Below are 12,697 nucleotides of genomic sequence, written 5' to 3'. Positions count from 1 at the left end.
GATGAACGCTCCTTATTTACTGTCCTTCATCAGCGATTTCTCGCTGACGCAGTGCGGCTTGAGTAACCACAAATCTACCTGCACACCCGGCCGGCTGTCATTTTTTCCGACATTGCCATAGCCCTGCCGGGAATTGGTACCACCCAATGTAAATGAATCTTTTTTCGGTGCGGACTGATTCATATCCTGCAGGGTGATTTTGACCAGCTCCGAAAAGGCAGTCCGTTTCGTTTGCTTCAGAATCTCGAGGTATTTTTCTTTTTCCGCCGGCTCGATTTTGATACCCAGTTCCATGCCATTCGGCAACTTCACGCGGTGATATTCGGTATTCAGCACATCCCAGGAATCCAGTACCTTGCCATTTACACTTAAATCCACGGACTGCACAGGCTCACCGGCATCATTACAGCCCATCGCAAAACTCAGCGGCGTCACGAAAAACGCTGCTGCCATCATCAGAACCTGCCATTTTTTCTGCATTTGAGTCATTCCAGTACCTCCGGATTTGGGGTGAGCGACCCGCCGTGTCGTCGCAGGATGCATGACGAATATAGCACATAAAAATTGCTTATCTGACTATCTTTCTTATCAGCAAGAGTCACGTCAAACCACAATGAAACCTGCACACTCGCAACGCCGCTAATCATCGTCATTTGCTTTCTGCACCGCGCAAACCGCAGTTGGTCGCAATCCGCAGGCAATGCAAATCTGCGCTTGCTACAGTAAGCACATGCACTCACCGCAGTGAACCCTGAAACATCTGAAAGGAAAGATCATGTTAATGACCGACAAACTCGACAGCTTATTGTTAGCCAGCATTGCACTGGTCGCGCTGATGCAATTCGCACAGCAATTACTGGCCTGAGCACAGACATCATGCTCGGATTTCTGATCTGGCTTTGCCTGTTTATTCTGTGCTGGCCGCTCGCCATCTTTGCGCTGCTGCTGTATCCGCTGTGCTGGCTGATCACCCTGCCCTTCCGCGTGCTGGGTATCGCAGTCGATGGCGTGTTTGAGTTGCTGCGTGCGATTGTGATGCTGCCGGCGCGTTTGCTGGGCGGCGGCAGATAAAAACGTAAGGCTGATAAGGCCTTCGCGCCGCAACCGGCTTAAGGATCAGGGCTTCAGGCGCACTGTTGATGAAGCTGCCGATGCCGCCTCAGAGCAACACGCACAACGCATAAATGGCAACGGCGATGATGCTGAGCACGGTGCCGCAGGCAATCATGCTGGCCGATCTGCCGGTCTGCAGATAATGGGTTTCCAGCACGACGATATTTGCCGCTGGCGGCAGCAGACAAATCATATACAGCGCAATCCGGTTCTGACTGACCAGCTCAATCTGCCACTGCATGCAGACCACGATAAACCCGCTCAGCAATACAAATAAACCCAGTGCCTTCCCAATAAACGGCAGCAGCGCCTGCCGGAAATCGCTGACACGCACCGGCGTTTCTGACAGCCAGATGCCGAGAATTGCCATGCCGGTAAAGCTCATCAGAAACTTCAGTACCGCATACGCCGCCTGCCCCTGACTCGCAATCACGTCGCTGAAAGGACTGAGTAAGATACCGGCTGCCAGTGACCATACCGGCGGCGCTTTCAGCGTTTCACGTATGCGGGTACGCAAATCCGCCCCTTTCACCAGCAATCCCACACCAACCGAATTCCCGAACAGGGAACTGCCGACATACGCCGCGATAAAAATCATCGCCGCCCCGTTACCAAACAAACTGCTGGCCACCGGCAACCCGAGCCAGCCGATGTTCAGGTAACAAAAGCACAGATTCTGTACCGGATCTTTCGTGACCAGCCGACTGATCACCAGCATCAGCGACATCACTACCATGATGCCGCCAATCACCACAAACACGCCCGGCGGATGCGTCGCGATATTAAAAATAATCACCAGCGGAATAATCAAACGGGTCAGCAAAGTCGAAGCACTGGCTTTCACGTTCAATCGGGATTTGCCCAGCAAAAAACCGACAAACAAATACAGCAGGGGAGCAAAAACGGTTACAGGCATGCGGGCTTTCAATCACAGGCGAAATCTGTCCGAAAGGCCTTGCGCCGGATCAGGCCGCTGATCTCCGCACAGTCCCGCACATCCGGACAAGAATCGCCCCTAAAATTTACTCTAAGGAAACTTTTTGATTATAGAAGAAAGCAATTCGCCCGGTCATTCACAGATCATGCGATTTTGCGGAATTCGCTGTTACTGAAGAAGACTCACGTCATCCGCTGCAAAAACCGGATTGTCACGAATGTTACCGGTGAATGTCATCGTCAGATTCAAGGCATCCATCGCAGGAAGAAAGTTCCTGCACCGGAAACGAAGAAATTCCTTTTCCCCCGCCGCCTGCCGGAAGCAGGCAATTTTGGCCCGAATGCGGATTTTCGCACAGCAACCTGGCGGTCGTCGGCAGAAAGTCTGGTCGTCCGGAAAATGCGGATGCGCATTCTTGCATAGTCCCCTCAGCGCTGCGAATGATAGTCAGGTATCACATTGCCATTCAGCACGACGGAGCACGGAAGTAATTCACGGCCCCCATCTTCTTCCGGTCGGGCGTATGCACAGCCACATTTCAAATTGGCAACCTCAAGAGACATTTTCAAATTGATAATCCCAAAAGCGCATCCGCCGCCGTTTCAAACTTATGCTGAATTTTTATTTGTCTGACGTGGTGGTTCGGTCACAGCCGGTCACACCATATCGAACCGGATGAGATTCAGGACGAAAACCGGGATTTTTGCAGTTTTTCAGCCACTATGGGCAACTAAATTAAGGGTTGATTACTTTTATAATCAACCTCAGTATTTTATACAGATAAATTCACAGAAAAATTTTCCAGTAAATCGTGGGCATGTCTGTTTCCTTTAAAAACAAGGGCTTGTCTGCGGTGAATCCGGAAAGCGCGGGAATACCTGTGCTAGTACGGACTATGCGCGGCAGCAATGATCTGTATGCAGATTGGAAGGTCGAATGCAGTTTTTTCAGGCTTTGCACCGTCCGGACAAATGCGTCCTGAATTCGTCATACCGCGAAGCGACACCGGTCAGTGCATGACGGCTGCGACAGAAGAAACGCGCCTTGTATCGGAGGCTGGATATACGCGAACCATAGTGATCCGACTTTCTGCGTAAAACGCCCCGAAGAGCTCGGAATCCGGTTCTGCTCAGCACGCACAATCTATGCTGATATCGACGAAAATAAAGTCGAATCAAGTAAAATCGGACATTCAGATGGCATTTCGCGCTGGCAATAAAACTCCTCAGTCAAACATCCGGGCGAAAACGCTGTGAATTGACGGGAACACATGCATTGCGGCGCATTGCCTGCCTTCCTCCAGCAAGTAGCCGATTCATGAGTCCAGTTCACCCGCTTTTCTACGTGGCAGCGTTATTGTGTGCGTATGCCGTTACCGCTATTTTGAGCCGGTTTGTCCCGCCACCTGCCGCCCACGGGCGGACAACAAGCATTGATGGCTTACGCGGTTATCTTGCGTTTTCTGTTTTCATTCACCATGCAGCGATCTGGTATTTTTATTTGCGCAGCGGAGAATGGCAGGCTCCGCCAACTGCGCTGTATAACCAGCTGGGTCAGGGCAGCGTCGCGCTGTTCTTTATGATTACCAGCTTTTTGTTTTTCAGCAAAATTCTCGATAGCCGGCAAAAACCGGTCGACTGGGGACAGTTATGGATGTCGCGACTGTGCCGGATCGCCCCGCTGTATTTTGTTGTGGTTGCGATCCTGTTTGTGCTGGTCGGTTTTCTGACTAACGGAACACTTTCCGATTCCCCCGCCCATCTGGCAAAACAAGTCGCGCACTGGCTGCTGTTCACGACTTATGCGGCGCCGGATCTGAATGGTTTTGCAAAAACAACTCTGATACTGGCAGGCGTTACCTGGTCATTGCCATACGAATGGTTTTTCTATCTTTGCCTGCCAGTCATTGCCTGGAGTCAGGGGCAGAAAGCACCAGCGGCTTTCCACAGGGCGGGACTGTTTTTCCTATTGCTGTTTATCGCGTGGAAGCCACAATGGCAGCACTTAATCGCATTTGCGGGCGGCATGCTTGCTGCAAAGCTTAGGTCTTCACAGGGCGTTTGTGCGTTCGCGACTTCACGCACCGGCTCCTTCGTGGCAACTGGTGCACTGATGCTGTGCTTTGGTCTTTGCGACAGCATCCGCCATCCGGCGGCGCTGCCCTTACTCACGCTGGCATTTGCGCTGATCGCGAACGGCAGTCATCTGTTCGGAAGTCTGACGAACCCTGTCTCACGTCTGCTGGGGGAGTTTGCCTACAGCATTTACTTAATACACGGACTTCTGCTGTTTTCATGCTTTTCGCTGCTGATGGGAAATGACAAGGCTGCAGCACTGAGTGTGCAGGAACACTGGCTGAGCGTATTTGCGTTAATCCCCTGCGTGATTCTGCTCAGTTATGTCAGCTTCCGGTGCGTGGAAGTGCCAGGAATGCGCCTTGCAAAGCCTGCGTTGCAAAAACTTCGCACATGGCGCTCATCTGTTGAAGAAGCTGTCTGACAGTCGGCCCAATTACTGGTTATTATGGGTTATTACAAGCTGAAAAAGAAAATAACACAAATGTTCTACTCAGCATTTCGACAACCGGTACAATGCGCGACTCAAAATGTTTTAAATAAGACAACATGAAGGCACCCTTAACTTTCTGGTTTACCGGATTATCCGGGGCCGGTAAATCTACCATTGCAAATGCGCTTTCATTAAAACTGAAAGCGGATGGCTATCCGGCATATGTCCTTGATGGCGATGTGCTCCGGCAGGGATTATGTAAAGATTTAAAATTCAGCCCGTCTGACCGGACAGAAAATCTGCGGCGAATTGCTGAGGTTGCAAAACTGATCAATCATGCTGGCATGCACGTGATCGTCGCAACAATTTCGCCAATGCGCTCCGACCGCGCAATGGCAAAAGCAATTATTGGCACTGCATGGCGGGAAATTCACATCGCCACGCCACTGGAAATCTGCGAAATGCGGGATGTTAAAGGACTTTACCGGCGTGCAAGATCAGGCGAATTATCCGAGTTTACCGGTGTATCAGCACCATACGAAGTCCCGGCGAGTCCGGATATCAGCATCGATACCGATAAAAAAAGTATTGAACAATGTGTTACCAGCATCCTCAGTAAAACAATTCTTTAAGTTTTTTTGAGATCAGATCATGCGTCGGACAATGACTCACAGCTTGATGTTTTTTTGTATGTTTCCGTTTTCTGTGCATGCGGAGCAAACACAAATGCAGTGGGTCAGGCTAAGCGATAGCAACCATACTTACATTTTTCCGGTATTTGCCAGTCAACCACTTGAGAGAATCTCACCCGCGGTTGAGCGGATCATCTTTGTGCAGCATGGTGCAAAACGCAATGCTGATGATTATTTCAGAACGATGGATTCCATTGTTCAGTCAGATCAGCGCACACTGGTGATTGCGCCTGCTTTTCTGACGAAAACCGACGAATCAGGTAAGGGATATGCCGGTCCCAGGTGGACGGCGTCATCGTGGATTACGGGACTGATTCCTTCTGTTGACGGGCAAGGTCCGGGCACTTTCCGGGTGTATCAGGACATCATTCAACTACTGCAAATGCAGCATCCGCATGCTTTCCGCCAGATTATTTTTGCTGGTCACTCTGGTGGCGGGCAATTCATTCAGCGCTTTGCCGTACTGAATCCTATCGACGAGCAACTACGGGCACAAGGTACTGATGTACGTTATCTGGTCGCTAATCCATCAAGTTATTTGTATACCAGTCCCGTCAGGCCTGTCTTACAAAAAGATGGTTCTTTCATCCTTGCAAAACCGGATCTCGCAAGTGTTAACTGCCCTGACTGGAATCAGTACAAATATGGTCTGGAGCAAATCCCGAACAGCGATGTTGCTGATTCAAATGAGGTCGGCAAACGCTATTTAAGCAGACACGTTTCTTACCTGCTGGGTGAGCTGGATACCGATCCGCAGCATCCATTGCTGGATAAACATTGTGCTGCCGAACTGCAGGGACCGTACCGACTCGCACGCGGACTTGGTTACCGGGCATTTTTACAAGAATTGGCGCAACAAACCCAGATGGTCGGGCCATATTCCAGCGGACACAAATTTATCGTGATTCCGCGCACCGGACATGATCAGAAGAAAATGTTCAGTGCGCGCTGTGTCGCAGCGATTTTGCAGGATCGTCCGGCAACAGAAAACTGTTCCGCCGACGATACGCCAGCCTCTCAGAATGGTGACTGAGTTGTGATCTGGCCACCCAGCGACATGAAAAGACCGCCACCGAGATGGTGAATGGTATGGGTTGCCGGGTCAGAGACATCCATATGCCAGTGGCCATTGGAGAATGCGCGCGGGTCTGCGGCAGCGGAAATGACTTCCGCAAAACAAGTATCGTAGGCTTGTTCTGTGTGCGACTCAGGAATCAGGCGGCATTCCATCCATGCGATGCAACCGTCTTCCAGTACCGGCAAGCCGAGCGCAGGACCTTGCTGCACTTGTAATTGCAAGCGATCAAACTTGTCTCCGTCGCGACCGCTGATACTGCCAGCGGCATAGGTTTGCGTTGCAAATTCTGCGCTCGGAATGACGATGGCAAACTGTCCGCTGGCATTGATCAATTCTTTGGTCAGCGTGGATTTATCAATCACAATTGCAATGCGCGGTGGCGTGAATTCCACCGGCATCGACCATGCGGCAGCCATCAGATTACGTTGCCCCGCAAAGGCCGTCGTGACCAGCACGGTCGGGCCGTGGTTCAGCAATCTGGATGCATGTTCCGGCGCGACTGGTTCAAAGCGGGACATCCGGCACTCCTCAGGCAAAACGACCCGGTCCGTCCGGCCACGGCGTCAGAATTTCGAAGCCACCGTCTTTCACCAGCACCATATGCTCCCACTGCGCTGACAAAGAGTTATCTTTGGTCACCACAGTCCAGCCATCTTTCAGTTGCATGATGTCGCGCTGACCTGCATTCAGCATCGGTTCGACGGTAAAAATCATGCCAGCCTGCAGCGTCATGCCGGTGCCCGGACGACCATAATGCAGCACGGTAGGTTCGTCGTGATAAATTTTGCCGATACCGTGGCCGCAGTATTCGCGCACGATGCTGTAACCGGCTTCTTCTGCCAGTTTCTGAATCGCATGTCCTACATCGCCCAGCGTTGCACCGGCGCGGACCTTCTGAATACCGGCCATCATTGCGTAATAGGTGGTATCGACCAGACGCTGCGCATCGTCGCTGACTTTGCCAACGGTGTACATGCGGCTGGTATCGCCGAACCAGCCATCTTTGATCACGGCCACGTCGATATTCAGAATATCGCCTTCATTCAGCACCGTTCCGTCCGGAATACCGTGACAGACCACATGATTCGGCGATGCGCACACAGTTTTCGGGAAGCCGTGATAACCAACGTTGGCAGGCTTGGCTTTTTGTTTATGCACGATAAAGTCGTGGCAAATACGGTCCAGCTCATCGGTGGTAATACCCGGACGAATGTGTTCGGAAATCATCGCCAGCACTTCTGCCGCCAGCGATCCCGCGTATTTGGCTTTTTTTACGTCCGCTGCGGTATGCAGCGGAACCCGGTTTTTAAAACGCATCACAGCTCCACATAGAATTTCCGGCATTGCGCCAACACTTCTGGACAAGTACCAGAAAACCGGGACCCATTATCCGCAACAGCAACAGATCTCTGCCCGCCATTGCGCAATGCGTCCGAAAGATAAGACTTTACCAAAATTCGGCGAATCCGTTTGGTGAATGCAGCATACAGAGTGCGTTTGTACCGGACAGATGTGCAGCCGGCAGGCTGATCAGGTCGTTTTAAAACTGCCTGCATCAATATCTTGTTAAGAAATTCAATCAGGATTGCCGGAATTGTCTTCGCCACTGCTGCGGCGGGATGCCGAACCGCTGACGAAAATGCATACGCAGGGTTTCTGCAGCACCGAATCCGGCCTGCACGGCAACCTGTTCGACCGGCAAACCCGTCATTTCCAGCAAATGCTGAGCATGACTCAGGCGCTGATGCAGTAACCATTCGGTGAAACTGCTGCCTGTCAGCTGACGAAAGTGGCGCGTGAATGTGCGCCGGCTCATCGCCATTTTTTCGGCAAGCTGATCCAGCGTATACCTTCGTTGCGGCGCGTTGCGCACTTCATCCAGCAGATCGCTGAGTTTGTGATCGCTGCGGGTTTCCGGCACTGGCTGTTCAATGAACTGCGCTTGCCCGCCCTGCCGGTGCGCTGCAATCACCAGCCGGCGTGCCAGCCGGTTGGCGACCTCAGCTCCGCATCGCTGACGTACCAGATGCAGACAGCAATCCAGTGCTGCAGCTGTTCCGGCGGACGTCATGATGCGACCCTGTTCAATGTAAATCACATCTGTATCGAGCAAGACCTGCGGAAAGCGCTGACGAAAGTCATCGGCATATGCCCAGTGCGTAGTGGCCTGCAATCCGTTCAGCAAGCCACATTCCGCCAGAACATACGCACCCAGACACAAACCCACCAGATACGCCCCGCGCGCTTCGGCTGCCAGCAGGGCTTGCCGTAATGTCTCCGAAACGGGTGTACCGGCATGCCAGCTGGGCAAAATGACGATATCTGCATGGGATATGGCCTCTAGCCCGCGAGAAATCCGGATCTCAAAACCAGCCGATGACGAAATCTGCCCAGTCTGCTCGGCGCAGACAACGCAGTTCACCGCCGGAAAACCCGGATGCGCCTCGCCGAATACCAGGCAAGGCACCGATAAATGGAAGGGGCTGATCCCCGGAAAAGCCAGTACCGCGACTTGCAATACGCTGCTCATACTCGCCCTCCAGATTTCGATTGACCCGATCCTACCGATTACTGTCTTTCAGGTCAATGGCGGGCGACCCGGGGCGAGCGCAGAATCCCGGTGTCACTCAACCGAAAAGAGGAATACACCATGACACAACAAGCACTGATCGTGATCGATGTTCAAAACGACTATTTTGCCGGTGGCCTGTTTCCGCTCTGGAATTCAGAAGCGGTACTGGAACAAACGCTGCGTGCCGTCAGCCATGCAAAAGCGCAGGGCATTCCGGTCCTGCTGGTGCAACATGTTGCGGATACCAGTCAGGGTAAAGCGCCGTTTTTTAATCCTGACAGTGAAGGCGTTGCGATTCACCCGCGTTTGCTGGCACTCGTGCCGGACGCACCTGTGGTCATCAAACAGGCGGCTGACAGCTTTTGGGAAACCAGTCTGGAGCAGCACTTGCGCCGGCTCAATATTAGCAAAATAACATTATGCGGCATGATGACACACAATTGCGTCACCCATACCGCTCTGTCACGCAGCGCAGACGCTTACGAGGTTGGCATACTGAGCGACGCCTGCACCACCGTTTCCGAAATACTGCATCTGATCGCACTGAGCGCCATCCGGAACCGGATACCGTTGCTCAGTACAGATGACTGGATCGCTGCGGTGTAACACTGTTTTACCGGAAGAAATCAGCAAAAACCGGACAAAAGCGCTATGATGAAAGCGTAATCGACACTTTTACGGAGCACATCATGTCCGGTACCGTCAGCGGCGTTAATCAGCAACAGGTTCAGCAACTGGCTTCGCAACTCAAATCCGCAAGCCTGAACCGCAATGATGCGGATGGAGATAACGATAAAACCAAAATCCCGCAGGCACAGGCAGTGCAGCAAGCAGAACGCAAGCTGGCAACCGTCGGCAGCGTCGGCACACAGATCAATACTTCTGCCTGAATTCTTCCGGCAAACCTGAACCGAATCGCTGGCTGGTGCGCCTTGCACTGGCCGGCAACGTCGTACCGTTTTCCGCATCACTCCTGCCCACGGTTTTCTGTGTTGGTATCTGCTTAGTTGTGGCCTGCAGATACGCTCGCCATCCGGCGCTCAAAAATTATTTGACTGAATATTATCGCCTCCGTATGCTGCGCACTTCCCTGTCGCAGACATCGCTTTAGGCATAACTGCACAGGCCCGATACCAAAACGCATTTTTTCACCAAAGGCAAATTGCCTTGCCACTCGTGGCTGCCGGTGAAATGTGTTCCGAAGACCGATCACCCGACCTAGCCATGCAGCGCCGCCAGATTACCGCTCTTTTTGTTTCCGTCTTTCCCTTGTCTGCCGTCCCCGCCGTTCAGGCCCAGCAAACAAACTCAAACGTACAGCAAGTCGAAGTGCAGGCGAAAACGCAGCCTGCAGATCACAAAACCGACAGCGCCGGAAAAGCCGTCTACACACGTCAGGAATTGCTGCAATTCGGTGATCTGAATGTCAGTGAAGCCTTGCGGCGTCTGCCCGGCATCACCGTCAGCGGTACGGAAATCAGGCTGCGCGGACTGGGTAGCGGATACACCCAGATTCTGCTGAACGGAGAACCGGTCGCGCCCGGTTTCAGCATCGACAGCCTGTCGCCGGAACTGATCGAGAAAATCGAGATTCTGCGCTCTGGCTCCGCAGAATACAGCGCACAGGGGATCGCAGGTACGATCAATATCGTGCTGCGCAAGCAAACCGCACAAAAAGGGCTGAGCTTACGTGCCAGCCTGCAAAGCGCACCGCGATGGCATTTGCCGCAAGCCGGTCTGGAATGGACTACCGGCAGCGGCGCCTGGCAAGGCGGACTGAATGCGGTCGTCAAGCAAACGCGCAATGAAATCCGGCTTCGTATTACCGAACAGCAGGCAACGCTGCAAGGTAAGCCGCTTGCAGAACGCTGGTTTGATGAACAGGATTTTTTCCGTACCAATACCATCAGTCTGGCACCGCGCCTGAACTGGAAAGGTGACAACGGGAATCAGGTTCAGACCCAGCATCTGATCGAATACAGCGAAAATCATATGCATGGCGGCAATCATGAAACTACGCTGCTTGGTGAGCATTCAAGCTATCCGGATACCGCGTTCCGGTCACAAGCCAGCGTCCGCAACTGGCAATCCGATATTCAGGCCAGCCAGCGGCTCGATGAAAATACCCGCCTCGAAGGAAAATTATTGCTGCGTTACAACCGGCGCGACAGCGACTATTTCTTCGATGGCGATGCGCCTGTACCGCAAACCAGCCTGCGCCGCGAAGTGTTGTCGTATGCCCTCGATAAAACCCTGAGCACCAGCGGCAAATATAAACGCAAGGCCGGTGAGGCACACAGTCTGGTACTCGGCTGGGATGGCGCGATGATTCAGCGCGCCGAACAACGCCTGCAACTCGATCAGACACCGCCAGTCGCCGGACAATCCATGCTGGATGAAAACTACCATGCGGATATCCGCAGACTGGCTTTGTTTGCGCAGGATGAATGGGATATCAGCGACCGGCTGCTAACCTATCTGGGCTTACGCTGGGAAGGTTTGCAAACCGATGTCAGCGGCAACGCACTGCCTGCGGTGCGCAATCGTTCCAGCGTGTTCAGCCCGGTCAGCCAGTGGTTGTGGAAAGTATCAGAAGACAAACAAGACCAGTTACGTCTGGCGATTTCGCGTACTTATAAAGCGCCGTCTACCCGCGATCTGGTGCCGCGCCGCTATACCGTGAACAATGCCAACAGCCCGGCCAATGCGGATTTTCAGGGGAATCCCGCCCTGTTACCGGAATTGGCATGGGGACTGGATCTGGGATGGGAAAAAACACTGGCCAAATACAGTTATCTGAACCTGTCCGGCTATCTGCGGCGCATCGACAATGTCACCACGTTCCAGTTATTCCGCTTCGGTGATGAATGGGTTTCCATGCCGGCCAATCAGGGTAAAGCCCATGTACGCGGCATCGAAATCGATACGCGTTTATCGCTGGAACGCTGGAGCACAGCCCTGCGCGGCGCACAGCTGAAACTCAATCTGAACCGTAACTGGTCGGAAGTCGACAGCGTACCGGGCCCGAATAACCGGCTGGTACGGCAAACACCGCTGAGCCTGAATGCAGGAATGGATTTTGTGCTCAGCGACACCATGCGCGCCGGCTGGAATCTGCAATTCCAGCGTAACGGGAAAATCCGCCCTTCTGAAAAACTGGATACCTATATCGGCACAAGTAAAGTGCTGGATGCCTACTGGAACTGGAAAATTGATAAGCAGACTCAGTTAAAGCTGTTCGCGGGTAACCTGCTGCATCCGCACGTGGTGACCGGCGAAGGCTATCATGATGCCTACCTGCTGTACCGTCAGTCGGAAGAGCGGACCTACCGCAATTTCCGTCTGCAATGGGAACAGCAATTCTGAGCGTTTTGCGCCGCGTTCAGTAAAACCACACGCGGCGTATCAGGCCATCGTCCACTTCATATACAGCAACCGTATGACGCGGGGACGGATCCAGACCGGTGACTTCTTCGTGATCCACCACAATATTGCCGCTGACAATGCGGTTGAGCACTTTTGCATGCAGATCCGGCAGCGTGAAACGGTTTTTTGCGTAATGCTCGCTGAACGCCTGCATACCCTGTAACACCGGTTCCGGCTGCGGTGGACGAAAAACCTGAACATCGTGGCTGTATTCAGCGACAAAGCGCTCCAGATCGTGCGCGTTGTAGGCATCTAATTGCCGCTGTACGACAGTGTCTGGTTTTTTCATAAGCTGGCTCCGGATAGGGGTAAGAGAACGCTGTAATCTGTCAGTGCAGTATAAACCGCCTGTTTGACATTTCGCTGACAAC

At 52.8% G+C, this 12,697-nt stretch carries 13 protein-coding genes; 7 read left to right on the top strand and 6 right to left on the bottom strand.

Annotated elements, in window-relative coordinates; all coding sequences use genetic code 11:
* Window positions 1–12: 12 nt before the first annotated feature.
* Window positions 13–489: a hypothetical protein gene (locus IE092_RS04790; RefSeq protein ID WP_189355898.1), complete on the bottom strand. Its 477-nt coding sequence runs from the start codon at window positions 487–489 to the stop codon at window positions 13–15.
* Between the two features lie 387 nt (window positions 490–876).
* Between IE092_RS04790 and IE092_RS04785 the strand changes: the two genes are divergently transcribed.
* Window positions 877–1,071 carry a hypothetical protein gene (locus IE092_RS04785; protein WP_189355897.1) on the top strand — a complete coding sequence of 65 codons (195 nt, stop codon included), beginning with the start codon at window positions 877–879 and terminating at the stop codon, window positions 1,069–1,071.
* Between the two features lie 88 nt (window positions 1,072–1,159).
* On the opposite strand, the gene IE092_RS04780 is transcribed toward IE092_RS04785, so the two are convergent.
* Entirely contained in the window at window positions 1,160–2,029 is an 870-nt protein-coding gene (locus IE092_RS04780) for an AEC family transporter (protein WP_189355896.1), read from the bottom strand.
* A gap of 1,338 nt (window positions 2,030–3,367) precedes the next feature.
* Between IE092_RS04780 and IE092_RS04775 the strand changes: the two genes are divergently transcribed.
* From IE092_RS04775 to IE092_RS04765, 3 genes are all read left to right on the top strand, one after another.
* Window positions 3,368–4,549: an acyltransferase family protein gene (locus IE092_RS04775; RefSeq protein WP_189355895.1), complete on the top strand. Its 1,182-nt coding sequence runs from the start codon at window positions 3,368–3,370 to the stop codon at window positions 4,547–4,549.
* A 125-nt stretch (window positions 4,550–4,674) separates the two neighbouring features.
* Window positions 4,675–5,190: an adenylyl-sulfate kinase gene (gene cysC, locus IE092_RS04770; protein WP_189355894.1), complete on the top strand. Its 516-nt coding sequence runs from the start codon at window positions 4,675–4,677 to the stop codon at window positions 5,188–5,190.
* A 244-nt stretch (window positions 5,191–5,434) separates the two neighbouring features.
* Window positions 5,435–6,283: a hypothetical protein gene (locus IE092_RS04765; protein ID WP_189355893.1), complete on the top strand. Its 849-nt coding sequence runs from the start codon at window positions 5,435–5,437 to the stop codon at window positions 6,281–6,283.
* On the opposite strand, the gene IE092_RS04760 is transcribed toward IE092_RS04765, so the two are convergent.
* The 3 genes from IE092_RS04760 to IE092_RS04750 all read right to left on the bottom strand — a co-directional run bounded on the left by IE092_RS04760 (window position 6,268) and on the right by IE092_RS04750 (window position 8,858).
* Window positions 6,268–6,846 (bottom strand): flavin reductase family protein, encoded by a 579-nt coding sequence (locus IE092_RS04760; protein ID WP_189355892.1) that lies wholly within the window; start codon window positions 6,844–6,846, stop codon window positions 6,268–6,270. The two genes, IE092_RS04765 and IE092_RS04760, sit on opposite strands and share 16 nt — an antisense overlap.
* A 10-nt stretch (window positions 6,847–6,856) precedes the next feature.
* The gene (map, locus tag IE092_RS04755; RefSeq protein ID WP_189355891.1) at window positions 6,857–7,645 is read right to left on the bottom strand and encodes a type I methionyl aminopeptidase; all 789 of its coding nucleotides are present in this window, start codon (window positions 7,643–7,645) and stop codon (window positions 6,857–6,859) included.
* Window positions 7,646–7,907: 262 nt separating this feature from the next.
* Window positions 7,908–8,858 carry a GlxA family transcriptional regulator gene (locus IE092_RS04750; RefSeq protein WP_189355890.1) on the bottom strand — a complete coding sequence of 317 codons (951 nt, stop codon included), beginning with the start codon at window positions 8,856–8,858 and terminating at the stop codon, window positions 7,908–7,910.
* Window positions 8,859–8,978: 120 nt separating this feature from the next.
* Here IE092_RS04750 and IE092_RS04745 point away from each other — a divergent pair, with 120 nt between their 5' ends.
* The 3 genes from IE092_RS04745 (at window position 8,979) to IE092_RS04735 (ending at window position 12,266) form a co-directional block, all read left to right on the top strand.
* Complete coding sequence (locus IE092_RS04745) at window positions 8,979–9,506, top strand: cysteine hydrolase family protein (RefSeq protein WP_189355889.1); 528 nt, start codon at window positions 8,979–8,981, stop codon at window positions 9,504–9,506.
* 83 nt (window positions 9,507–9,589) lie between these two features.
* Window positions 9,590–9,790: a hypothetical protein gene (locus IE092_RS04740; RefSeq protein WP_189355888.1), complete on the top strand. Its 201-nt coding sequence runs from the start codon at window positions 9,590–9,592 to the stop codon at window positions 9,788–9,790.
* 286 nt (window positions 9,791–10,076) lie between these two features.
* A complete protein-coding gene (locus tag IE092_RS04735; protein ID WP_229793077.1) occupies window positions 10,077–12,266 on the top strand; it encodes a TonB-dependent receptor plug domain-containing protein in 2,190 nt (729 codons plus the stop codon).
* Window positions 12,267–12,282: 16 nt separating this feature from the next.
* Here IE092_RS04735 and IE092_RS04730 read toward each other — a convergent pair whose 3' ends face one another.
* Window positions 12,283–12,615: a nuclear transport factor 2 family protein gene (locus tag IE092_RS04730; protein ID WP_189355886.1), complete on the bottom strand. Its 333-nt coding sequence runs from the start codon at window positions 12,613–12,615 to the stop codon at window positions 12,283–12,285.
* Window positions 12,616–12,697 lie beyond the last annotated feature (82 nt).

This window comes from Cognatundibacterium squillarum (assembly GCF_014652435.1).
Taxonomy (GTDB): domain Bacteria; phylum Pseudomonadota; class Gammaproteobacteria; order Burkholderiales; family Burkholderiaceae_D; genus Undibacterium; species Undibacterium squillarum.
This window is presented reverse-complemented; position numbering and strand designations above follow the sequence as displayed.

Excerpts from the sequence above, each read along its gene's own strand:
- IE092_RS04790 (WP_189355898.1), bottom strand. The coding sequence starts at position 489 with ATGACTCAAATGCAGAAAAAATGGCAGGTTCTGATGATGGCAGCAGCG.
- IE092_RS04785 (WP_189355897.1), top strand. The coding sequence starts at position 877 with ATGCTCGGATTTCTGATCTGGCTTTGCCTGTTTATTCTGTGCTGGCCG.
- IE092_RS04780 (WP_189355896.1), bottom strand. The coding sequence starts at position 2,029 with ATGCCTGTAACCGTTTTTGCTCCCCTGCTGTATTTGTTTGTCGGTTTT.
- IE092_RS04775 (WP_189355895.1), top strand. The coding sequence starts at position 3,368 with ATGAGTCCAGTTCACCCGCTTTTCTACGTGGCAGCGTTATTGTGTGCG.
- cysC (WP_189355894.1), top strand. The coding sequence starts at position 4,675 with ATGAAGGCACCCTTAACTTTCTGGTTTACCGGATTATCCGGGGCCGGT.
- IE092_RS04765 (WP_189355893.1), top strand. The coding sequence starts at position 5,435 with ATGGATTCCATTGTTCAGTCAGATCAGCGCACACTGGTGATTGCGCCT.
- IE092_RS04760 (WP_189355892.1), bottom strand. The coding sequence starts at position 6,846 with ATGTCCCGCTTTGAACCAGTCGCGCCGGAACATGCATCCAGATTGCTG.
- map (WP_189355891.1), bottom strand. The coding sequence starts at position 7,645 with ATGCGTTTTAAAAACCGGGTTCCGCTGCATACCGCAGCGGACGTAAAA.
- IE092_RS04750 (WP_189355890.1), bottom strand. The coding sequence starts at position 8,858 with ATGAGCAGCGTATTGCAAGTCGCGGTACTGGCTTTTCCGGGGATCAGC.
- IE092_RS04745 (WP_189355889.1), top strand. The coding sequence starts at position 8,979 with ATGACACAACAAGCACTGATCGTGATCGATGTTCAAAACGACTATTTT.
- IE092_RS04740 (WP_189355888.1), top strand. The coding sequence starts at position 9,590 with ATGTCCGGTACCGTCAGCGGCGTTAATCAGCAACAGGTTCAGCAACTG.
- IE092_RS04730 (WP_189355886.1), bottom strand. The coding sequence starts at position 12,615 with ATGAAAAAACCAGACACTGTCGTACAGCGGCAATTAGATGCCTACAAC.